General features: G+C 71.5%; 21 protein-coding genes and 1 pseudogene. 7 read left to right on the top strand and 15 right to left on the bottom strand.

The features are described 5' to 3' along the window. Positions 1-45: 45 nt before the first annotated feature. From ACQYWQ_RS18020 to ACQYWQ_RS18005, 4 genes are all read right to left on the bottom strand, one after another. Complete coding sequence (locus ACQYWQ_RS18020; protein WP_431035836.1) at positions 46-570, bottom strand: GNAT family N-acetyltransferase; 525 nt, start codon at positions 568-570, stop codon at positions 46-48. A gap of 359 nt (positions 571-929) precedes the next feature. Beyond that, entirely contained in the window at positions 930-2,096 is a 1,167-nt protein-coding gene (gene mqnE / locus ACQYWQ_RS18015) for an aminofutalosine synthase MqnE (protein ID WP_431035835.1), read from the bottom strand. A gap of 77 nt (positions 2,097-2,173) precedes the next feature. Then, positions 2,174-2,629: an Lrp/AsnC family transcriptional regulator gene (locus ACQYWQ_RS18010; protein ID WP_431035834.1), complete on the bottom strand. Its 456-nt coding sequence runs from the start codon at positions 2,627-2,629 to the stop codon at positions 2,174-2,176. A 245-nt stretch (positions 2,630-2,874) separates the two neighbouring features. Further along, on the bottom strand, positions 2,875-3,585 hold the full coding sequence (locus tag ACQYWQ_RS18005; RefSeq protein ID WP_431035832.1) for a UbiX family flavin prenyltransferase: 711 nt from the start codon (positions 3,583-3,585) through the stop codon (positions 2,875-2,877). Positions 3,586-3,896: 311 nt separating this feature from the next. Here ACQYWQ_RS18005 and ACQYWQ_RS18000 point away from each other — a divergent pair, with 311 nt between their 5' ends. After that, positions 3,897-4,496: a rhomboid family intramembrane serine protease gene (locus tag ACQYWQ_RS18000; RefSeq protein ID WP_431035831.1), complete on the top strand. Its 600-nt coding sequence runs from the start codon at positions 3,897-3,899 to the stop codon at positions 4,494-4,496. On the opposite strand, the gene ACQYWQ_RS17995 is transcribed toward ACQYWQ_RS18000, so the two are convergent. The 3 genes from ACQYWQ_RS17995 to ACQYWQ_RS17985 form a co-directional block, all read right to left on the bottom strand. After that, a complete protein-coding gene (locus tag ACQYWQ_RS17995; RefSeq protein WP_431035830.1) occupies positions 4,497-4,790 on the bottom strand; it encodes a hypothetical protein in 294 nt (97 codons plus the stop codon). A gap of 133 nt (positions 4,791-4,923) precedes the next feature. Then, positions 4,924-5,850, bottom strand: a complete 927-nt coding sequence (gene mqnP, locus ACQYWQ_RS17990; RefSeq protein WP_431035829.1) for a menaquinone biosynthesis prenyltransferase MqnP — start codon at positions 5,848-5,850, stop codon at positions 4,924-4,926. After that, positions 5,847-7,298, bottom strand: a complete 1,452-nt coding sequence (locus ACQYWQ_RS17985) for a menaquinone biosynthesis decarboxylase (protein WP_431035828.1) — start codon at positions 7,296-7,298, stop codon at positions 5,847-5,849. The genes mqnP and ACQYWQ_RS17985 overlap by 4 nt, the downstream gene beginning before the upstream one ends. A 130-nt stretch (positions 7,299-7,428) precedes the next feature. Here ACQYWQ_RS17985 and ACQYWQ_RS17980 point away from each other — a divergent pair, with 130 nt between their 5' ends. The 3 genes from ACQYWQ_RS17980 to ACQYWQ_RS17970 all read left to right on the top strand — a co-directional run bounded on the left by ACQYWQ_RS17980 (position 7,429) and on the right by ACQYWQ_RS17970 (position 10,274). Then, positions 7,429-7,926 carry a PLD nuclease N-terminal domain-containing protein gene (locus tag ACQYWQ_RS17980; RefSeq protein WP_431035827.1) on the top strand — a complete coding sequence of 166 codons (498 nt, stop codon included), beginning with the start codon at positions 7,429-7,431 and terminating at the stop codon, positions 7,924-7,926. A gap of 396 nt (positions 7,927-8,322) precedes the next feature. Further along, positions 8,323-9,810, top strand: a complete 1,488-nt coding sequence (locus tag ACQYWQ_RS17975; protein WP_431035826.1) for a purine-cytosine permease family protein — start codon at positions 8,323-8,325, stop codon at positions 9,808-9,810. Then, entirely contained in the window at positions 9,810-10,274 is a 465-nt protein-coding gene (locus ACQYWQ_RS17970) for a nucleoside deaminase (protein WP_431035825.1), read from the top strand. Before ACQYWQ_RS17975 ends, ACQYWQ_RS17970 begins: the two co-directional genes overlap by 1 nt. Before the next feature lie 137 nt (positions 10,275-10,411). On the opposite strand, the gene ACQYWQ_RS17965 is transcribed toward ACQYWQ_RS17970, so the two are convergent. Then, on the bottom strand, positions 10,412-10,612 hold the full coding sequence (locus ACQYWQ_RS17965) for a hypothetical protein (RefSeq protein ID WP_431035824.1): 201 nt from the start codon (positions 10,610-10,612) through the stop codon (positions 10,412-10,414). Positions 10,613-10,726: 114 nt separating this feature from the next. On the opposite strand from ACQYWQ_RS17965, the gene ACQYWQ_RS17960 reads away from it, so the two are divergent. Both ACQYWQ_RS17960 and ACQYWQ_RS17955 read left to right on the top strand, forming a co-directional pair. Continuing rightward, entirely contained in the window at positions 10,727-11,476 is a 750-nt protein-coding gene (locus tag ACQYWQ_RS17960) for a helix-turn-helix domain-containing protein (protein WP_431035823.1), read from the top strand. Next, positions 11,473-11,943, top strand: coding sequence for an NUDIX domain-containing protein (locus tag ACQYWQ_RS17955; protein WP_431035822.1), 471 nt, complete (start codon positions 11,473-11,475; stop codon positions 11,941-11,943). The genes ACQYWQ_RS17960 and ACQYWQ_RS17955 overlap by 4 nt, the downstream gene beginning before the upstream one ends. A gap of 562 nt (positions 11,944-12,505) precedes the next feature. Here ACQYWQ_RS17955 and ACQYWQ_RS17950 read toward each other — a convergent pair. Next, positions 12,506-12,601 (bottom strand): annotated as a pseudogene (locus tag ACQYWQ_RS17950) (hypothetical protein); the annotation flags it as partial. 303 nt (positions 12,602-12,904) lie between these two features. Here ACQYWQ_RS17950 and ACQYWQ_RS17945 point away from each other — a divergent pair. Then, positions 12,905-14,329 (top strand): alkaline phosphatase family protein, encoded by a 1,425-nt coding sequence (locus ACQYWQ_RS17945; RefSeq protein ID WP_431039239.1) that lies wholly within the window; start codon positions 12,905-12,907, stop codon positions 14,327-14,329. A 99-nt stretch (positions 14,330-14,428) separates the two neighbouring features. Here ACQYWQ_RS17945 and ccsB read toward each other — a convergent pair whose 3' ends face one another. The 6 genes from ccsB to hemL form a co-directional block, all read right to left on the bottom strand. Further along, positions 14,429-15,505 carry a c-type cytochrome biogenesis protein CcsB gene (gene ccsB / locus ACQYWQ_RS17940; protein ID WP_431035820.1) on the bottom strand — a complete coding sequence of 359 codons (1,077 nt, stop codon included), beginning with the start codon at positions 15,503-15,505 and terminating at the stop codon, positions 14,429-14,431. Next, positions 15,502-17,445 (bottom strand): cytochrome c biogenesis protein ResB, encoded by a 1,944-nt coding sequence (locus ACQYWQ_RS17935; protein WP_431035819.1) that lies wholly within the window; start codon positions 17,443-17,445, stop codon positions 15,502-15,504. Before ACQYWQ_RS17935 ends, ccsB begins: the two co-directional genes overlap by 4 nt. Positions 17,446-17,460: 15 nt before the next feature. Beyond that, entirely contained in the window at positions 17,461-18,258 is a 798-nt protein-coding gene (locus ACQYWQ_RS17930; RefSeq protein ID WP_431035817.1) for a cytochrome c biogenesis CcdA family protein, read from the bottom strand. Next, positions 18,258-18,893, bottom strand: coding sequence for a TlpA family protein disulfide reductase (locus ACQYWQ_RS17925; RefSeq protein WP_431035816.1), 636 nt, complete (start codon positions 18,891-18,893; stop codon positions 18,258-18,260). Before ACQYWQ_RS17925 ends, ACQYWQ_RS17930 begins: the two co-directional genes overlap by 1 nt. 167 nt (positions 18,894-19,060) lie before the next feature. Further along, the gene (locus ACQYWQ_RS17920; protein WP_431039238.1) at positions 19,061-19,720 is read right to left on the bottom strand and encodes a histidine phosphatase family protein; all 660 of its coding nucleotides are present in this window, start codon (positions 19,718-19,720) and stop codon (positions 19,061-19,063) included. A gap of 115 nt (positions 19,721-19,835) precedes the next feature. Further along, on the bottom strand, positions 19,836-21,158 hold the full coding sequence (gene hemL / locus ACQYWQ_RS17915) for a glutamate-1-semialdehyde 2,1-aminomutase (RefSeq protein WP_431035815.1): 1,323 nt from the start codon (positions 21,156-21,158) through the stop codon (positions 19,836-19,838). Positions 21,159-21,415 lie beyond the last annotated feature (257 nt).

The raw sequence follows: 21,415 nt of genomic DNA, 5'->3' as shown, positions 1-21,415 counted from the left end.
TGGCGGCGCGCCCCATAGCTCAGGTCGGCGGCGGGAGCATGTCGCTCAGGTCAGCGGCAGGAGCATGAAGACGTCGTCGCGGTCGTCGCCCGGAGCGACGCGGATGGCGTCGGGAATCCGCCCGACCTCCTTGTACCCGCAGCGCTCGTAGAACCTTTCGAGCCCTTGCCCGCCCCGGCACGTGAGCCGGATCGCCTCGATTCCTTCGAGCGAGCGCGCCGCGTCGGCGGCGGCCGCCATGAGCGCCCGTCCCTCGCCCCGCCCCTGAAGGTCCGGATCGACCATGACGGTGTACAGCCACAGCCAGTGCCGCATGAGGCGGTGCGTATTGAGCGTGAGGAAGGCGGTGGCCCGTACGACCCCGTCCTCGTCCTTGCCGACGAGCAGGCGGCTGCCGCCCTCGGTCATGGTGACGAGCTGCTTCACGAGCTGCGGCCGGATCTCCTCCGGGGTCACGGGTGGCACGAACCCGACGGACCCACCGGCATTGGTGACCTTGGCCCAGAGATCGAGAACCTCGTCGCGAAGCCTGAAGTCGACAGCGGGATCAAGGGTGAAGGTAAGGGACATACCCCGATGGTAGTCCTTACCCCTTCCCACCCATCCCCCACCACGCCCCGGCCCGCGCCACGCCCTCCCGGCCCGCGCCACGCCCCCGGCCCGCGCCATGCCCTCCGACGTGCACCCCGGCCCCGACCCGCACCCCGGCCCCGGACCAGCGCCACACTCCCCGGCCCCGACCCGCCCCGCACAGGAACTCAGCCCGCACCACGATCCAGCCCCTCCGGCGTTTGAGGAGCGGGGCCCGGGGCGGAGCCCCGAAATCCGGGCGGAGCCCCGCACGGGGCCCGGGGCGCAGCCCCGCACGGGGCCCGGGGCGCAGCCCCGCACGGGGGCGAGGGGCGCAGCCCCGCCCCCTCCCGCCCCCCTCAGACCCGCATGGCCTGCGGCTCGTCCCGCCGCCCCCGCTCAGGACCCTCGTACTCCCGCAGGATCTCGTACCGCGTGTTCCGTTCCACCGGCCGGAACCCCGCGTCGCGGATCAGGTCGAGCAGGTCCTCGCGGGTCAGCTTGTTCGGCGTGCCGAAGTCGTCCGCGTCGTGCGTGATCTTGTACTCGACGACCGAGCCGTCCATGTCGTCGGCGCCGAACTGGAGGGCGAGCTGGGCGGTCTGGAGGCCGTGCATGACCCAGAACACCTTGACGTGCGGCACGTTGTCGAAGAGGAGGCGCGAGACGGCGAAGGTCTTGAGCGCTTCGGCGCCGGAGGCCATCGTGGTGCGGGCCTGGAGCCTGTTGCGCACCTTGCCGTCCTTCATGTCGACGAAGTCGTGCTGGTAGCGCAGCGGGATGAAGACCTGGAAGCCGCCGGTCTCGTCCTGGAGTTCACGCAGCCGCAGCACGTGGTCGACGCGGTGCCGGGGCTCCTCGATGTGCCCGTAGAGCATCGTCGCGGGGGTCTTGAGCCCCTTCTCGTGCGCGAGCCGGTGGATGCGGGACCAGTCCTCCCAGTGGGTGTTGTGGTCCACGATGTGCTGCCTGACCTCCCAGTCGAAGATCTCGGCGCCGCCGCCGGTGAGCGATTCGAGCCCGGCGTCGATCAATTCGTCGAGGATCTCGGAGGCGGGCAGCCCGGAGATGGTCTCGAAGTGGTGGATCTCGGTCGCGGTGAACGCCTTGAGCGCCACGTTCGCGGGGAGCGCCTTCTTCAGCTCGCTCAGCGAACGGGGGTAGTAGCGCCAGGGCAGCGTGGGGTGCAGGCCGTTGACGATGTGCAGCTCGGTGAGGCCGTCGCCCTCCATCGCCTTGGCGAGCCTGACCGCCTCCTCGATGCGCATCGTGTACGCGTCCTTCTCGCCCGGCTTGCGCTGGAAGGAGCAGTACGCGCAGGAGGCGGTGCACACGTTCGTCATGTTGAGGTGACGGTTGACGTTGAAGTGCGTGACGTCGCCGTTCTTGGCGGTGCGCACCTCGTGGGCGAGGCCGCCGAGCCAGGCGAGATCGTCGGAGGCGTAGAGGGCGATGCCGTCCTCGCGGGTCAGCCGCTCACCGGCGCGCACCTTCTGCTCCAGCTCGCGCTTCCGTCCCGCGTCCATGCGGCCGCCTCCCAAATGTCGTGATTCCGTGCCCTGCCACGCTACCCCGCGCCCGCCGCTCCCCCACGGGCACCCGCTCACTCCTCCTCGGGCAGCTCTCCCACGCGGTTCTCCCACTTCGTGGAGAGCACGACGGTGGTACGGGTGCGGGAGACACCCTTCGTACCGGAGAGCCTGCGGATGGTCCGTTCCAGGCCGTCGACGTCGCCCGCGCGGACCTTGAGCATGTAGGAGTCGTCGCCCGCGATGAACCAGCAGTCCTCGATCTCGTGCAGACCGCGCAGCCGCTGGGCGACGTCCTCGTGGTCGGCGGCGTCGCTGAGCGAGATGCCGATGAGCGCGACGACGCCGAGGCCGAGCGCGGCGGAGTCGACGGTGGCGCGGTAGCCGGTGATGACACCGGCCGCCTCCAGGCGGTTGATGCGGTCCGTGACACTCGGCCCGGAGAGCCCGACGAGCCGCCCCAGCTCGGCGTAGGAGGCGCGCCCGTTCTCCCGCAGGGCCTGGATGAGCTTCCTGTCCACGGCGTCCATATCCCCGATACCTTTCATTATTCGCGTCCCGGCGAGCTTATACATAAAGAATCGAAGGCCCTCACGGCAAGTTCCCTGCGAAATGCGCGTGGCGCGCGGGTGCGCGTGAGGCTTTTACGGCGGTACGGGCGGCGGCACGGGGCGGCGAGGGCGACGGTACGGCCCCGGGGGCGCCGGCACGGCGGCGAGGGCGACGGTACGGCCCCGGGGGCGGCCGTACCGGGAGCAGCCCCCCCCTGTGAGCCTCACCCCTCCCGTACGGCCCGCGCCTCGCCCAGCTCGCCGCGCCACCTGCGGTAGAGCCCGTGCCCGACCCCCACCGCGTCGAGCACGCGGCCCGCGACGAAGTCCACGGCGTCCTGGAGGCGCGTGGCTCCCGCGTAGAAGGCGGGGGACGCGGGGAGGACGACGGCGCCTGCCTCGTCGAGGGCGAGGAGGTGTTGCAGCGTGGGGCGGCTGAGGGGGGTCTCGCGCAGGGCGACGACGAGGGGGCGGCGCTCCTTGAGGGTGACGCTCGCGGTGCGCTGGAGCAGGTCCTTGGAGAGCCCGAGCGCGATGCCCGCGGCGCTGGCGGTCGACGCGGGCACGACGAGCATGCCCTTCGCGGGGTACGAGCCCGAGCTGGGCCCGGCGCCGAGATCGCCCGCCGCCCAGTGCCGTACGTCGTCGAGCCGCGGCACGGGGAAGGTCCCCGGCTTCCCGTCGGCGCCACGGGCGAGCCAGGCGGCGAGATCCTCGCGCCAGTGGGCGTCGCGGAAGGAGATCCCGGTCTCGTCGAGCAGTGTGAGCCGCGCGGCCCGGCTCACGACGAGGTCCACGCTCTCCCCCGCGTCGAGCAGCGCGCGCAGCACGGCGGCCGCGTAGGGCGTACCGGAGGCCCCGGAGACACCCACGACCCAGGGGCGGCGCGGCGAAGCGGAGGGGTTGGCAGGACGGTCCGGCTGGGCATGCTCCACGGCGTCGAGCCTAATGGGTGGGGGGTGACGCAGGCCGGGGGACAGCCCCCACCCGCCCTGGGGGGCGACCCCAACACCAGTATTTCGCACCCCCACCCCCACCCCCCGCCCCTCCGCCGCATCTGTGGACAACTCCCGGGAAGTCGCACAACGCCTCACTCTCAAGGGTGAGAGTTTTTCTCGCGGCGGCCCGCCCCTGTGGATGAACAGGCCGACGACACGCCCGGGATGCCGGATTTCGGGGAAAGTGCGGAGGAGCGGAACCGGGGGCGCCGCTCGGGCGTTCGGACAGTCAACAGGGGGAGGACTTCATGACGGCAGGCACCACTCCGGCCCGCACCGGCGCCGCTCGCGGGGGCCGCTTCAAAACGGCGGCGCTGCTCGCGGGCGGCTGGCTCGCGCTCCTGTGGCTCCTTGAGTTCTACGACCAGTCGAACGGGAACGTGCTCGACACGTACGGCATCAGCCCGCGCGACGTCTCCGAGCTGCGCGACCTGATCCCGGCCGCCTTCCTGCACTTCGGGTACGACCACCTGGCGGCGAACAGCGTCCCGCTCTTCGTGCTCGCGTTCCTGACCGCGCTCTCGGGCGCGGGCCGCCTCATAGCCGTCTCCGCGGTCGTGATCATCGTGAGCGGCGCGGGCGTCTGGCTCCTCGCCCCGCCCCACTCCGTCACGGCCGGCGCATCGGGCGTCGTCTTCGGCCTCTTCGGCTATCTGCTGGTACGGGGCTTCGTCGACCGCCGCGTCGTCGACGTCGTCCTCGGCCTCATCGTCGCCGCGGTGTACGGGTCGATCCTGTGGGGCGCGCTGCCCAACCAGTCCGGCGTCTCCTGGCAGGCCCACCTCTTCGGCCTCATAGGCGGGGTCCTGGCAGCCTTCGCCTTCCGCACCCCACGACCAGCGAAATGATCAGGCGCCGGGATCCACTGGAAGGCTGTCCCTCGGCACCCGCACCTCACCAAGAACGGGGCTGTCGACCTTCACGACGGTCCCGTAGGGAAAGCGACGTCGCTGGTCGGACCCCACTCGGAGGAAAGGCCGCGCTCCAAGGAAACCCACACCCCCGGCCATCGTCCGGTTGTGGTGCGGCCGGATCGGACTCATCACGATGCTGCCCTCGACAATTCCCGTGCGGTAGCCGGGGAACGCGTCTTCGAGCCGGCTGAGCTGCGAGGGCAGGCGATCGGCATCAGTCAGAGACATGAATGAGCCTCCCTCCTACCTACCCCTCACGGTAGGCGTGAAGCCACCGCTACGGCTTGCCAGGGGGAATACGAGCAGAGGACGGCCCACACACGCGAAGGGATGAGGCGCCGCCCCCATCTGCTGACGCCCCCTAGACCGTCAGCCCCCGCACCGCCAGGTCCGCCAGCGCGCATACGAACAGCGCGATGCCGATGAACCCGTTGACCGAGAAGAAGGCGCGGTTCAGGCGGCTGAGGTCGTGCGGGCGCACGATCGAGTGCTCGTAGACGAAGGCGACCGCGACGATCAGGAGGCCCAGCCAGAACAGGACACCCGCGTCGGTGAGGAGGCCGAACCACACGAGCAGACCCGTCGTGACGACGGCCGAGGCGCGCGCGCCCCACAGCGCGGCCGGGATACCGAAGCGCGCGGGGACCGACTTCACGCCGTGGGCGCGGTCCGCCGCGACGTCCTGGCAGGCGAAGATCAGGTCGAAGCCACCAATCCACACGCCGACCGCGATCCCCAGCACGACCGCGTGCCACGACCACTCCCCCGTGATCGCGACCCACGCGCCGATCGGCCCGATCGCCTGCGCGAGGCCGAGGATCGCGTGCGGGAAGTTCGTGAACCGCTTCCCGTACGGGTACACGACCATCGGGATCACCGCGAGCGGCGAGAGCGCGAGGCACAGCGGGTTGAGCAGCGCCGCCGCGCCGAAGTAGAAGGCGAGCGCGACGATCGCGCCGGTCCAGGCGGAACGCACGGAGACCGCCCCGGTGACCAGCTCGCGCCCCGCCGTACGGGGGTTGCGGGCGTCGATCTCGCGGTCGATGATCCGGTTCGCCGCCATCGCGAAGGTCCGCATGCCGACCATCGCGACGGTCACGAGGAGCAGATCGCCCCAGTGGACGTTCTCGTCCAGCCGGAACATCGCGGTGAGCGCCGCGATGTAGGCGAAGGGCAGCGCGAACACCGAGTGCTCGATCATGACGAGCCGCAGGAACGCCGAGACGCCCCCGCGCGACTGCGGCGGTCGTGCCGCCGCTCCCCCGCCCACCGTGGCCTCGCTGCTCACAGCCCGTACTCCTTCCACCGCTTCGTGACCCGCTCGACGATCTCCGGATCAGAAGTGATCATCTCCGGCCAGCCGCCGTCTCGCGTGTAGCCCTCCTCGGGCCATTTGCGCGTCGCGTCGATCCCGGCCTTGCCGCCCCAGAACTGCTGGTACGAGGCGTGGTCGAGGTGGTCGACGGGACCTTCGACGACGGTGAGGTCACGCGAGTAGTCCGTGTTCCCGAGGGCACGCCAGGCGACCTCGTGGAGGTCGTGGACGTCGCAGTCGGAGTCCACCACGACGACGAGCTTGGTCAGCGACATCATGTGGGCACCCCACACCGCGTGCATGACCTTCTGTGCGTGCTTCGGGTACTTCTTGTCGATGGAAACGATCGCACAGTTGTGGAATCCGCCCGCCTCCGGCAAGTGGTAGTCCACGATGTCCGGCACGATGACCTTCAGGAGGGGCAGGAAGAAGCGTTCCGTGGCGCGCGCGAGCGGCCCGTCCTCGGTCGGCGGGCGGCCGACCACGACGGACTGGAGCAGCGGACGGCGGCGCATCGTGACCGTGTCGATCGTGAGCGCGGGGAAGGGTTCCTGGGGCGTGTAGAAACCGGTGTGGTCGCCGAAAGGCCCCTCCGGCAGCGTCTTCCCCGGCTCCAGCCACCCTTCGAGCACGACCTCCGCGCGCGCGGGTACCTGGAGCGGGACGCTCACGCAGTCCACCATGTCGACCCGCTTGCCCTGCACGAAACCGGCGAGCAGGTACTCGTCCATGCCCCCGGGCAGCGGCGCGGTCGCCGCGTACGTCACGGCGGGCGGGCAGCCGAACGCGATCGCGACGGGCAGCCGCTCGCCCCTGCGGGCGGCGACCTGGTAGTGGTTGCGGCTGTCCTTGTGGATCTGCCAGTGCATCCCGATCGTGCGGGAGTCGTGGCGCTGGAGCCGGTAGAGGCCGAGGTTGCGCACCCCGGACTCGGGGTCCTTCGTGTGCGTGAGGCCCAGGTTGAAGAAGGAGCCGCCGTCCTCGGGCCACGTGAAGAGCGCGGGCAGCGCGTCCAGATCCACGTCGTCGCCGCGCAGGACGACCTCCTGCACCGGCGCTTCCTTCACCTTGCGCGGTGGTACGTGCGCCATCGCGCCGAGCTTGCCGAAGGCGTCCCGTACCCCCGTGAACCCGTGCGGCAGCTCGGGCTTGAGGAGACCGCCGATCATCCCGGAGATGTCCTCGTACGACGTCAGGCCGAGGGCCTTCAGGAGGCGGCGGTCGGTCCCGTACACGTTCATCGCCAGAGGCATCGACGAGCCCTTGACGTTCTCGAAGAGGAGAGCGGGGCCGCCGGCCTTGTTGACCCGGTCGACGATCTCACCGACCTCCAGGTGGGGGTCGACTTCGGCTTTGATGCGCGTGAGGTCGCCGTCGCGCTCCAGTGCGCGCAGCAGCGAGCGGAGATCGTCGTAAGCCATGCCGACCAGTATCGGGCACCCGTTAACCTGAGCCGGTAACGGGGCCCGGACGGGGCTCACGCCGCGAAGCACGCGACCGCCACGGCGAGCGCTGCCGCCACGACCGCCGCGACCCGCGAAGGAGAGCGACATGCTCCGGGTGCTCCTGATCCTGCTGCCGCTGGCGCTGTGCGTCTTCGCCTTCATCGACTGCGTGACGACCGCCGAGGAGGACGTCCGCTGGCTGCCGAAGCCGCTGTGGGCGATCCTCATCCTGCTCTTCCAGATCGTCGGGCCCGTCTGCTGGCTGATCATCGGCAGGGAGCGCGGGTACGCGGCCGGGGCGGCCTCGCGCGCGGGCGGCGGGCGCGGCGGCTGGGTCGCCCCCGACGACAACCCCGACTTCCTCAACTCGCTGCGCAAGGAAGACGGCCAGGGCCGCCAGGACGACCGGCCGTCCTCGCCCGCCCCCGAAGCGCCCCAGGCTCCCGAGTCCCCCCAGGCCGACATCCCCGCCCCCACCGAGAGCGAGGACGACGCGGCCCGCCTCCGCGCCTGGGAGGAGGACCTCCGCCGCAGGGAGGACGAACTGAAGCGGCGGGACGCGGACGAGGACCAGGGCAACGGCAAGGGGAACGGGAAGGGCTGAGACCCGCCGCGCGACGCCGGGACCGGTAAGGACGCCGGGACCGGGTAAGGACGCGGGAGGCCGGTAAGGACGAAGGGGCCGGTGCGGGACGAAGCCGCCGATACGGACGAACGGGCCGACGGTGGCCTGTACGGCCCCCGGGGTCACCCCCACCCGCGCTCCGCCCACCCCGCGCCGCCCCCGCACCACCCCCCGCCTTCGTGCGATCCTCCCAACCACCCGACGCACATCACACCTTTCCGCCCCACCTTCTTGTACGAAGCACCCACCTCCGTGCGCGAAACTGGACGACGGCCCCCGCCAGGACCACGCGGCCACGCGACCACGCCCCCGGATCGTCCGCTCGTCCGCCCGGCGAAGCCGCTCTCCCCGTCGCCGCGGACCCGCCCCGCCGGTGTGTCCGCACGTCCGCTCACCGAGGCCATGACCAGCACCCCCGCGCCCGCCACCCCCACGCCCGGCAGCCCCACGCCCGGCACCCCCGCCCCGGTGCCCGGCAGCCCCGCGGCGCCGCCCCGCGCCGCGGATCCCGCCGCCACGAAAGCCGCCGGGGTCGTCGAGACCTCGGGGGCCGAGCCGATACCCGATGCCGAACGGCACGGCCACCCTCGTCAGCTCCTGTGGACCTGGGCGGCGCCGCAGGTCGGCTGGGCGACCGCGTACATCGGTGTCCTCGCCGTCGCCGCCTTCGGCCTCGGTTTCCGGGAGGCCGTCGCCGCGCTCGTCCTCGGCGCGGCCTTCGGCGCCCTCGCGCACGGTTTCCTCTCCGCCGACGGCCCGCGCTTCGGCGTCCCGCAGATGGTTCTCGGGCGCCTCTCCTTCGGCCACAAGGGCAACGCGCTCCCCTCCGCCGTCAACGCGCTCGTGTCCGGCATCGGCTGGTTCGCGATGAACACGCTCGGCGGCGCCTTCGCGCTCAACTCGCTCACCGGCCTGCCGCCGCTCGCGTGTCTCCTGATCCTCGTCGTCCTCGAAGTCGTCGTCGGGTACGTGGGCCACGACCTCGTGCACCGCTTCGAGCGGTACGCGCTCCCCGTGCTCGCGGTGATCTTCCTGCTCGCGGGCGTGTGGATCTTCAAGGGCGCGCACCTCGGGCAGGCGGGTTCCGGGGGCGGTTTCGGCGCGTTCCTGCTCGCGTTCAGCGCCTCGTTCGGCTTCACCGCTGGGTGGAACCCCTGCGCGTCGGACTACGCGCGCTACCTGCCCCGTACGACATCCGCCCGCGCCACCGGGTGGTACTCGGGCCTCGGCCTGTTCCTCTCCGTGTCCGTCGTCTCCGTCGTCGGCGCGGCCTCCGGTACGGTCCTGGCGCCCGAGGGCGCGAGCCCCACCGACGCCTTTACGGGCCAACTGCCGGGCTGGCTCGCGAACCTGACGCTCCTCGCGATCATCATCGGCGGCATGGCGGCCTCGACGCTCAACGTGTACTCGGCGTCCGTCTCGCTCGCCTCGCTCGCCGTACGCAGGCTGCCGCGCGGCCTCAACCGCGCGACGCTCACCGCGCTGACGGGCGCGGTCGGCACGCTCGCCGCGTGGGCCTCGCTCGACGACGCGGGGCACGCCTTCGAATCGTTCCTCCTCGTCATCGCGTACTGGACGGCGCCGTGGCTCGGCGTCGTGCTCGTCGAGCAGTGGCGCCGCCGCCGTACCCCCGGCACGCTCATCTCCCGTCGCCTCGCCGACCCCCGCCACACGAACGCGGCCGGGCTGATCGCCCTGCTCGCGGGCGTCGCCGTCTCGGTCCCGCTCTTCTCCAACCAGGAGATGTACGTGGGCCCGCTGCCCTCGCACTGGCCGGGCATCGGCGACCTCACCTGCCCCGTCGGCTTCGCGGTGAGCGCCCTGCTCTACGCGCTGGCGGCCCGTCCCTCGAAGGAGTCCTGATGACCATCCCGCTGACGCCCGAACTCGCGGCGGAGTGGCTGCGCCCCGCGATCGAGGAGGCCCGCCAGGGCCTCTCCGAGGGCGGCGTCCCGATCGGCGCGGCGCTCTACGGCGCCGACGGCGCCCTCCTCGGCCGGGGCCACAACCGCCGCGTCCAGGACGCCGACCCGTCCTCGCACGGCGAGACGGACGCCTTCCGCAAGGCGGGCCGCCAGCGCACGTACCGGGGCACGACGATGGTCACGACGCTCTCGCCGTGCTGGTACTGCTCGGGCCTGATCAAGCAGTTCGGCATCACGCGCGTCGTGATCGGCGAGTCGACGACGTTCAAGGGCGGCGAGGACTGGCTGGAGGAGCAGGGCGTCGAGATCGTCCGCCTGACGGACCCGGAGTGTGTCGACCTGATGACGGAGTTCATCGAGAAGTACCCGGACGTGTGGAACGAGGACATCGGGGAGGAGTGACATCCTCCCGGGGGGGGCGGTGGTCGGTTCGGGCCGAGCGGGGCGGTACGTCGCTCCGGGGGCGGGCGCGGCCGGGGGCGGGCGCGCGCGGGGCGCCGATACGCGTCGGCCACTCCCGGTGCGCCCGTCCCCGCCCCTCAATGTCCCTCCGGGTGCCGCCGCAGCAGGATGTTCGCGTCCGTGATCGTCGTGAAGTCCCCGCCGCGGCGCGCCCATTCCCGTACGCGGGCCAACTCCACACATCCCGGGCAGTCGAGCACCGGCTCGGGCTCCTCCTCCGGCGGCTGCCACGGCAGTTCGAGCGGGGGTGTGCTGTACCTGGTCGGCTCGTCGTTCATGGCAGCGATCCTGGTGGGACCACAAGGACGGGTGAACCTCCCGCGTTTGCCGTACGGGGACGTCCCGCCACCGGTAAAACGTCCCCACGGACGTCTACTCGCCAGGGGGCTCGGATGCGCAACGAGAGGCTGGCTGCGGCTCTCGTCGAGAAGGGGCTGCGGCAGCAGGATCTGGCGGAGGCGGCTCGCGTCGATCCCAAGACCGTCGAGCGTTGGGTGAGTCTGGGCCGCATCCCGCACCGGAAGACCGCCGCCCGCGCCGCGGAGGCCCTCGGCGCCGATCCCTTCGCCCTGTGGCCCGGGCTTGGGCAGCCGCGTTCCGGGCGGGCCGTCAGCGCTGAACTACTCGCCCTGTGGGAATGCCGGGCGGACGTGCCCGTCTCCATGTACGCGGAACTGTTCGCGCAGGCCCGCGAGTGGATCGACATCCTGGTCTACGCGGGGCTGTTCCTGCACGAGAGTTTTCCGCGCCTGAACGAACTGCTGGCGGAGCGGGCGGAGAACGGCTGCACGGTGCGGATGCTGCTGGGCCAGGCCGACCACCCCCGCGTCCGGGACCGCGGAGCGGAGGAGCGCTTCGGGCACGGCATCGAGTCCCGCTGCCGCCTCGCCCTGCTGCACAGCCGTCCCCTGCTCGCCGTGCCGAACATCTCTGTCCGCACGCACGGGACGGTGCTGTACAACAGCCTCTACCGCGGAGACGACCACCTCCTCGTCAACTCCCACCTGTGGGGCGTCAACGCCTACGCCGCCCCCGTCTGGCACCTCCGGCGTCACGCCCCCGGGGGACCGTTCGACGCGTACGCGGGCAGCTTCGGCGAGGTGTGGCGGACGGCCGCACCCGTATCCGAGGAGCAGTCATGAGCCGCACCGAGTACTACGACGACCCCGCCGCCCCGCGCCCCAACTCCCTCGTCGTCGCCGCCTCCGCCTTCGTCTCCGACGGGGAGGGGCGGGTGTTGTTGCAACGGCGGGCCGACAGCGGGTTGTGGGCCTTGCCGGGCGGGGGGATGGAGGCCGGGGAGTCGCTGCCCGAGGCGGCCGTGCGGGAAGTGCGGGAGGAGACGGGGCTCGTGGTGGAGGTGACGGGGATCGTGGGGACGTACAGCGATCCCCGGCATGTCATCGCGTACGACGACGGAGAGGTGCGGCGGCAGTTCAACGTGTGCTTCCGGGCGCGGCTCGTCGGCGGGAAGCTCGCCGTGTCGGCGGAGAGCACGGACGTGCGGTTCGTCGCGCCGGGGGAGATCGGGACGCTGGACATGCACCACACGCAGCGGTTGCGGATCGGGCACGGGCTCGACGCGGAGCGGGCCCCCTACGCGGGGTGAAGGGCGCTCGTACGACTCCTCCCACAGGTCCCCCGCCGTCACGCCCACCTCGCACACCAGCGCCGCGCCCGCCGCGTCGCGCGCGACGTGCAGGACCGTGACGACGGTTGCCGGGAGGGGGAGGGCCAGGACCTCGGCCTCGGAGGCGGTGGCGAGGCGGGCGGTGGTGCGGTCCTTCGCCGCCACGGGGGCGCGGCCGGTCAGGCGGGTGACGTAGGAGGTCGTGCCCTCGATCAGGGGGGGCGGGCTCGGCGAGGCGCGGGCAGCGGGCCGTCACGGCGGGCGGGAACCAGGCGTCGACGAGCGTGTACGGGCTGCCGTCGGGCAGGAGGAGCAAGCGCGTACGGCGCAGGGCGCGTTCATCCGTCGTGAGGTCGAGCGCCGCGGCGACCAGGCCGGGCGGCACCTCCTTCGCCGGGGCGCCGAGGAGGTGATACGCGGCGGCCCCCGTCACCCGCGAGGTGTCGCGCCGCCCCGCCGGGCGGGCCACCGCGTGCTCCACGACCCTGTACCCCTCGCCCTCGCGCGCCCGCACCACCCCGTCCGCGCGCAGCACGTCCATCGCCCGCAGCCCGATCCCCTGCCCGGCCCCCCAACGCTCCGCGAGCGCCTGCATCGAGGGCATCAACTCCCCTGCACGGTAATCGCCTTCGGTCACCGAAGCCCGCACGGCATCGGCGATCTGCTGCGGGGTGAGGAGCGGCACAGCGGCCTCCTGAGGTCATGGCGTCGGGCACGTCGCGTAACCCGCCACGGAACCGACAAGTCACGCGAGAAGTTCACACGTTCCCGCCAATCTCACTCTTTGCTTCCGCTTGATTGCTTTGCGATTGCTTCGTGCAGCGTTCACGTAATTCGCCTGATCCGCTTTCCCCGCGCCCCGGTTCAGTGGCTCCGGCTCGTACGGAGTCGTAAGTGCCCACGTCAGCAAGGGGAGTGGAAACGCATGGCTGGAACGGGAATGTCCCGGCGGAGACTTCTGGGCTCGGCAGGGGCCGTGGCCGGTGGCGCGGCGGCGCTCAGTCTGCTGCCGCCGAGCGTGCAGGAGGCGGTGGCGGCGGGACCGTCGCACGGGGGTTCGCTCGACGATGTCGAGCACGTCGTGCTGCTCATGCAGGAGAACAGGAGCTTCGACCACTACTTCGGCACCATGCGCGGCGTACGCGGTTTCGACGACCCGCGCGCGCAACGGCTTTCGACGGGCAAGTCCGTCTTCTTCCAGCCCGACGCCGAGAACCCCGACGGCTACACGCTCCCCTTCCACCTGGACACGCACTCCACGAGCGCCCAGGCCATCCCCTCCACGAGTCACGCCTGGGCCGTGCAGCACGAGGCGTGGAACAACGGGAAGATGGACGCCTGGCTGCCCGCGCACCGCAAGGCGGACGGCGCGAACGGCCCGTACGTCATGGGCTACTACACGCGCGAGGACATCCCCTTCCAGTTCGCCCTCGCCGAGGCGTTCACCGTCTGCGACAACTACTTCTGTTCCGTGTTCGGGCCCACCTGGCCCAACCGCATGTACTGGATGACGGGGACGCTCGACCCGAACGGTGAGCACGGCGGCCCGATCCTCAACAACACCGCCCCCGCGGGGGGTTACACCTGGACCACCTACGCCGAGCGCCTGGAGGCGGCCGGGGTGAGCTGGAAGGTGTACCAGGAGGACGACGACTACGGCTGCAACATGCTGGAGAACTTCGCGAACTTCCGGAACGCGAAGCCCGGCGACCCGCTGTACGAGAAGGGCGTCCGCCCGCAGCCCCAGGGCACCTTCGAGGCCGACGCGCGCGCGGGCAAGCTCCCCACCGTCTCCTGGATCATCTGCACGAGCGAGCAGTCCGAGCACCCGGACTACCTCCCGGCCGCCGGCGCCGACTACGTCGCCTCGAAGATCGAGGCCATCGCCTCCAACCCGGAGTTGTGGCGCAAGACCGCGTTCATCCTCAACTACGACGAGAACGACGGGCTCTTCGACCACGTCGTGCCGCCCACGCCCCGTCCCGGCACCCCCGACGAGTTCGTGCAGGGGCTGCCGATCGGGGGCGGGTTCCGGGTGCCGTGCGTCATCGTCTCGCCGTGGACCGTCGGCGGGTACGCGGCGGGCGAGGCCTTCGACCACACCTCCGTGCTCCAGTTCCTGGAGCGCGTGACCGGGGTGCGCGAGCCCAACATCAGCCAGTGGCGCCGCCGTACCTTCGGCGACCTCACCTCCGCCTTCGGCTTCCGCTCCCCCGCCCACCGTCCCCCGCACCTGCCCGACGACACCGCCGAGCAGCTGGCGGAGGCGAAGCACGAGGTGGAGACACTGCCGAAGCCGACCCTGCCGGGCACCTCGCGGCAGAAGCTGCCGCGCCAGGAGCCGGGGCGCAGGCCGCGCCGCTGACCCACCCGCACACCACCGTCAGGCCGCACAGACCAGAGCGCCCGCCCCGTACACGTGCTCCACGTACGTACGGCGGCGGGCGCTCCTGTACCGCGGGGCTCACACGCCCGCGTACGAGTGCTTCCCCGTCACGAAGATGTTGACCCCGTAGTAGTTGAAGAGCCAGCACGCGAAGGCGAGCAGCGCCAGGTACGCGGCCTTGCGGCCCTTCCACCCGGCCGTCGCGCGCGCGTGCAGGTACATCGCGTAGGCGACCCACGTGATGAAGGACCACGTCTCCTTCGGGTCCCAGCCCCAGTAGCGGCCCCAGGCGTCGCCCGCCCAGATCGCGCCCGCGATGATCGTGAACGTCCACAGCGGGAAGATCGCCGCGTTGATGCGGTACGAGAACTTGTCGAGCGAGGCGGCGGCGGGCAGCCGCGACAGGACCGACTGCGCGAACTTGCCGGGCGTGCCGCCTGCCGCGATCTTCGCCTCGTAGTGGTCGCGGAACAGGTAGATGATCGTGGCGACGGCGGCGACGTAGAACGCGGCACCGCAGAAGATCGCCGTCGAGACGTGAATCCACAGCCAGTACGAGTGCAGCGCGGGCACGAGCTGGTCGCTCGCCGTGTACAGGACCGTCGTCGCGAGGCCGAGGTCGAGCAGGACCGTGAGCGTCAGCGGCAGCGTCAGCCAGCGCACGTTCTTCTTCGCGACCATGAGCCCGATGAACACCGCGACGGCCACGGCCGAGAAGGTGATCGAGAACTCGTACATGTTGCCCCACGGCGCCCGCCGCACCGACAGGGCGCGGGTGAGGACGCCGCCCACGTGGATGAGGAAGGCGAGCGAGATGAACGAGACCGAGATACGGCCCCAGATGTCGCCCTTCTCGCTGCCGTTCGCCACGCCGGGCCCGTCCGGGACGTCCCTGCTGCCGGACGCCGCGCGCGTGACGACCTCCGGGCGTTCGAGGACCGCCGTGCTGCCGCCCTTGCGGACCGCGACGGCGGGGGCGGCGGCGCGCGCGGCGGCTCCGGCCTGCTGCGCGGTCCTGCCGACCTTGCTGCGGCTGCCGAAGATCCACTCCAGGATGCTCGCGAAGAACGCGAGCAGGTAGACGGCCATAGCCGAGTAGATGAGGACGTTACTGGTGTGCGCCAGGGTCTCGTTGGTTCCGGCGGCGAGATTCACTTCTGCGCCCCTTCGGCGTCGGCGGGAGAATCGGTACCGGTCTCGTCACTGTGCGAGGAGTGCGACGGGGCGGGATCGGCCGGGGTATCGGGGGACGGTACGGAGTCCTGCGGGTGCTTCGGGTCCTGCGGGGCCCGGCTCTGCGGGTCCTGCGGGGTCTCCTGGCTCCGCGGGGTGTCCTGGCTCCGCGGGGTGTCCTGCGGGGTCTTCTGGTCGGGTACGGGAGCGGGCTCCGGGACGCCGGGCGCCTTCGCGTGCACCGTGTCCACGAGCGCCGCCAGCTCCTCGGGCACCTTCGCCGACTCGCTGCGCCCGAGCCCCGCCAGCTCCACGACGGTCACCCCGTCGGGGCCCGTCGTGGCGCGCGCCCACACGCGGCGGCGCTGGATGAAGAGCGAGCCCGCCAGGCCGAGGATCGCGGCGATCGCGCCGCCGAGGGCGAGCCCGCCGCCCGGCTGGTGCGAGATCTGGAAGCTCGCCCACTCCTTGACGTCCTTCTCGAACGTCACCGAGCCCGCGCCGTTCGGGAGCTTCATCGTCTCGCCGGGCAGCAGCAGCTTCGCGAACTTCTTGCCGTCCGCGTCCTTGAACTGCTTCATCTTCGCGGTGTCGAGCTGATACACGTTCTGCGGGACGCCGCCGTCGATGCCGAGGTCCCCGTGCCACGCGTTGAGCGCGAGCACCGGGTAGTCGAGCCCGGGGAAAGAGGACGTCATCGTCGTACGGTCGAGAGTGGGCAGGAAGCGGGCCTCGAAACCGAGCTGCTCCTGCTTGCCCTTCGCGTTCGTGTAGCCGTCGGCGACCTTCACGACGCCGGTCGCCGTTCCCATGCCGTCCTGCGGCAGCATCGGCACCGCGCCCTTGTAGACGACCTTGCCCTTGCCGTCGCGCACGGTGAACTGCGGCGCGTAGCCGTGCCCGTTGAGGAAGACCTTCGTGCCGTCCACGACGAGCGGGTGGTTCGGCTCGATCGCCTTGTGGCCCGTCCCGCCGTCCGCGCCCTCCTGGTACGAGACGTCGGCCCGGTACACGCGGGGCGTGCCGCGCTGGGGGCCCTCCTTCTCGTACGTGCCCGTGAACGAGTCCAGCGTGAAGCTGAAGCGGTCCAGGTCGTCGTCCGTGAAGAGGCTGCCGCTCTTGAAGTCGTCGTACTGCGTCTTCGTGTTCGCGAAGCCGTCGCCCTCGACGATGAGCTTGCCGCCCTCGTACTTCAGGAGCGAGCCGCTCGCGAAGGCGACGAGCATGACGATGAGCGCGACGTGGAAGATCAGGTTCCCGGCCTCGCGCAGGTAGCCCTTCTCGGCCGTGACGACGGTGGTGCCCTCGGCTCCGTACGTGTCCGTACGGAAGCGACGGCGCCGCAGCGCGCCGCGCGCCCACTCCCGCACCTCCTCCGGGCTCGCCTCGGTGCGCCAGGTCGCGTACGCGGGGAGCCGGTCGAGGCGGCGCGGGGCGCGGGGCGGGCGGCCGCGGAGCTGGCCGACGAACTGCCAGGTGCGCGGGACGATGCAGCCGATGAGCGAGACGAACAGCAGGATGTAGATCGCGGAGAACCACACCGAGCTGTAGACGTGGAAGAGACCGAGTTTGTCGTAGACCTGCGCGAGCGTGTCGTGGGTCTGCTTGAACTCGGCGACCTTCAGCTCGTCGGTGCCCTGCTGCGGGATGAGCGAGCCGGGAACGGCGCCGAGCGAGAGCAGGAAGAGCAGGATCAGCGCGACGCGCATCGAGGTGAGCTGCCGCCACATCCACCGCACCCAGCCGGTGACCTCGCGGCCGAGCCACGCCACGTACCCCGCGAAGCCGGGCTTCCGCATCCCGCCGAAGGAGCCGGGGACGGCGTGCTCGACGGGGGCGGTGGAGAGCTGGGCACCGGCGGCTTCGAGATCGCTCTCGGGGGGCGCGGGGGCCTGGGGGTCGGTGTCGGGGGTGGTGCTCATGGGGTTCAGGTCTCCTCAGATCCCTGTCTGGAAGTTCGAGACCCAGCTCTGCATGTGCTGCATCCAGTCGTCCCAGATGCCGGTGACCATGAGGAGCCCGGTCACGATCATCATCGTGCCGCCGATCCGGAGGACCCACTGGTAGTGGCGCTTGACCCAGGAGAAGGCGCCCAGGGCCTTGCGGAAGACGAGCGCGGCGACGACGAAGGGGACGCCGAGGCCGAGGCAGTAGGCCAAGGTGATGAGGGCGCCGCGGCCGGCACTGGCCTCGTTGTACGAGAGCGCGATGGCCGAGGTGAGCGTGGGACCGATGCAGGGGGCCCAGCCCACCCCGAAGGCGGCTCCGAGGAGGGGCGCGCTCACGAGTCCTGCGGTCGGGCGCAGATGGAAGCGGAATTCGCGTTGCGTGACCCCTGGCATGAGCCCCATGAAGAAGAGCCCGAGCAGGATCATCGCCACACCCAGCAGGTGGGAGATGAGCGACTTGTGCTCCTGGAGGTTCTGTCCGAAGTACCCGAACAGGGCTCCCGTCGAGACGAACACCGCGCTGAACCCGAGCACGAACAGAGAGGCGCCCGCGAGCATCCGGCCGCGCTTCTTCTCGGCCATGTCCACGCCGCTGATGCCCGTGACGTACGACAGGTAACCCGGGACGAGCGGCAGCACGCACGGCGAGAAGAACGAGACGAGGCCGCCGAGGACCGCGACGGGGACGGCGAGCAGCAACGCCCCCGTGAGCACGGTCTCGTTGGGCTCCGGCACGGCCCCCGCCAGCGCGTACAGCCCCGCCGTGTCAAGCGCACCCGCGCTCATCACTTCTCCGCAAGCAGGGGGTCGATCATCTTCCGCATCTTCGTGTAGTTGAGCGGGGTCAGCGCGCGGGCCGCGATCCGGCCCTCGCGGTCGATGACGAGTGTGGAGGGGATCGCCTGGGGGTTGAGGCTGCCCTTGGGGAAGCGCAGCATCAGCTTCCCGCTCGGGTCGTAGAAGCTCGGGTACTCCACGCCGAAGCGCTTCTCGAAGGCTTTCGCGGGGCTGCGGTCGGGGTCGCGCGTGTTGATGCCGAGGAACTCGACGCCGTCGGCCTTCGTCTCCTTGGCGACCTTCGCGAGGTACGGGGCCTCTTCGCGGCAGGGGGCGCACCAGGAGCCCCATACGTTCACGACGACGATCTTGCCCTTGTAGTCGGCGAGGTCGAGGGCCTCGCCCTCCAGCGTCTTGCCGGTGAGGGCGGGGGCGTCCTTGCGGTCGGCGGCCTTGACGGTCGCGATGCCGCCCTTGCCCGCGACGAATCCCGTACCGCCCGAGCCGCCCGAGCTGCCGGAGCCGCAGGCCGACAGGAGCAGCGCCGCTGCCGCCGCCCCCGCGGCGCCTGTCGCGAGGGTGCGCGAACGGCGACGGGACGAACGGTGCGGGGCCTGGTCGGCCCGGGCGGAACGAGCACTCATGTGAAAAGTTTCGCATGTCGCCCGCCAGGATCTTCGACGCCCCCCTCGGAGGGGGAAAATCGCACGTCAGGGGCTATGTCCGAAGTGCGGGAACGGTCGCTGTCGGGGTGCTTTGCGGGGGCTGTGGGGCGCCGCGCGCGGGGGCGCCCCACCGCCGTCAAGGGCCGTCAGGCCCCGAAGGCCTTGCCCTGCTGCCCGCTCCCCGTCTTCGCCGGCTTCGCGCCCGCCCGCAGGTGCGCGGGGACGAGGTCGAGCGCGGGTTCCGAGTAGCCGACCGAGACGAGGCGGTCGCCCCGGTAGGTGAGCGTCGTGAGCGAGGCGAGGGTGCACTGCCGCTTGCGCGGGTCGTGCCACAGGCGGCGGCGCTCCAGGTAGCTGCGGAGAATCCAGATCGGCAGCTGGTGGCTGACCACCACGGCCTCGTGCCCGCGCGCCCGGTCGCGCGCCGCCTCGACGGCGCTGACCATGCGTACCGCCTGGTCGACGTAGGGCTCGCCCCAGGACGGCTTGAAGGGGTTGACGAGGTATTTCCAGTTGTCCGGGTTCTTCAGGGCGCCGTCGCCGACGCCGAAGGTCTTGCCCTCGAAGATGTTCGCCGCCTCGATGAGGCGGCTGTCGGTCGCGAGGTCGCGCCCGTGGCTCTTGGCGACCGGGGTCGCCGTCTCCTGGGCGCGCTCCAGTGGGGAAGCGACGACGTACGTGATGTCGCGCGGCGCCAGGTGCTCGGCGACGCGTTCGGCCATCTCGCGGCCGAGCGCCGAGAGGTGGTAGCCGGGCTTGCGCCCGTAGAGCACGCCCTCGGGGTTCTCGACCTCGCCGTGCCGCATGACGTGGACGACGGTGAGTTCCGTACCGTCGCCGCCGTTGTCCGCCGAAGCGTTGTTCACCGAAGCCACGGGGCCCCGCCTTCCGTGTGTGCCTGTTCCGCCGTACGCATGGTTCTCACGCATTCTCCGGGGTGGCCCGCGCGGCGGCGCGAGCGGCCCCGGGGAGGGCGGCGGCGATGTGCTCGATCGCGCGGTCGTCGTGCGCGGTCGAGACGAACCAGCACTCGAAGGCGGAGGGCGGCAGGTAGACGCCCTGCGCGAGCATCGCGTGGAAGAAGGCGGTGTAGCGGTAGGCGTCCTGGGCCTTGGCGTCGTCGAAGTTCCGTACCGGCTTGTCGGTGAAGAAGACGGAGAACATGTTCGACGCGGTCTGCACCCGGTGCGCGACGCCCTCCTTGCTCAGGGCCTCGGTGACGAGGGCCTGGAGGCGCGCGGAGGTGGCGTCGATCCGCTCGTACGCGCCGGGGTCGAGCAGGCGGAGCTGGGCGAGCCCGGCGGCGGTCGCGACGGGGTTCCCGGAGAGGGTTCCGGCCTGGTAGACGGGGCCGACGGGGGCGAGGTGGGCCATGACGTCGGCGCGGCCGCCGAAGGCGGCGGCGGGGAAGCCGCCGCCCATGACCTTGCCGAAGGTCATGAGGTCGGGGACGACGCCCTCGACGCCGTACCAGCCCGCGCGGCTCGTGCGGAAGCCGGTCATGACCTCGTCGGAGACGAAGAGCGCGCCGTTGGCGGCGCACAGTTCCTTGAGGCCCGCGTTGAAACCGGGCGCGGGCGGGACGATGCCCATGTTGCCGGGGGACGCCTCGGTGATGACGCAGGCGATCTCGCCGGGGTGCGCGGCGAAGGCGGCGCGGACGGCCTCGATGTCGTTGTACGGCAGGACGAGCGTGTCGCCCGTCTGGGCGCCGGTGACGCCGGGGGTGTCGGGGAGGCCGAAGGTGACGAGACCGGAACCGGCGGCGGCGAGGAGCGCGTCCACGTGACCGTGGTAGCAGCCGGCGAACTTCACGACCTTGGCGCGGCCCGTGAAGCCGCGGGCGAGCCGGATCGCGGACATCGTCGCCTCGGTGCCGGAGGAGACGAGCCGCACCTGCTCGGCGGGGGCGATACGGGCGGTGATCTCCTCGGCGAGCGCGACCTCGCCCTCGACCGGGGTGCCGAAGGAGGTGCCGCGCGCGACGGCGGCCTGGACGGCGTCGACGACCTCGGGGTGGGCGTGGCCGAGGATCATCGGCCCCCAGGAGCACACGAGGTCGACGTACGTGCGGCCGTCGGCGTCGGTGAGCCAGGCGCCCTGCCCGGAGGCCATGAAGCGGGGCGTGCCGCCCACCGCGCCGAAGGCCCGCACCGGCGAGTTCACGCCGCCCGGGGTGACCTGGAGCGCGCGGTCGAAGAGGCGCTGCGAGACGGGGGCTTCGTAGGGGTAAGGCTGGGTCACGGCGGTCTCTCAGGGGCTCGGCGGCGGGACGGGTGGCGGCTGTCCCCCCGGCCGGGGCCCCCAGCGGGTCTCCCGTCGGTCTCGGCGGGCCCGGCTTCGGGACGGTCCCCGCGCGCGTCTGCGAAACTGGGGCCCGTACGGAACAGCTCACTCCCGTCATGGTGTCAGAGCCGCGTGCGATCTCCCGACCAGGGACCTGTGGCGGCCGTGACACGTCGGGGGCCCGCGGTGTCCCGCGGGTGTTCCGGCCGATCCTG

The sequence above is a fragment of the Streptomyces sp. P6-2-1 genome, from assembly GCF_050613165.1.
Taxonomy (GTDB): domain Bacteria; phylum Actinomycetota; class Actinomycetes; order Streptomycetales; family Streptomycetaceae; genus Streptomyces.
Note: the sequence above shows the minus strand (reverse complement) of the source record. Positions and strands in the feature narration are given on the sequence as shown.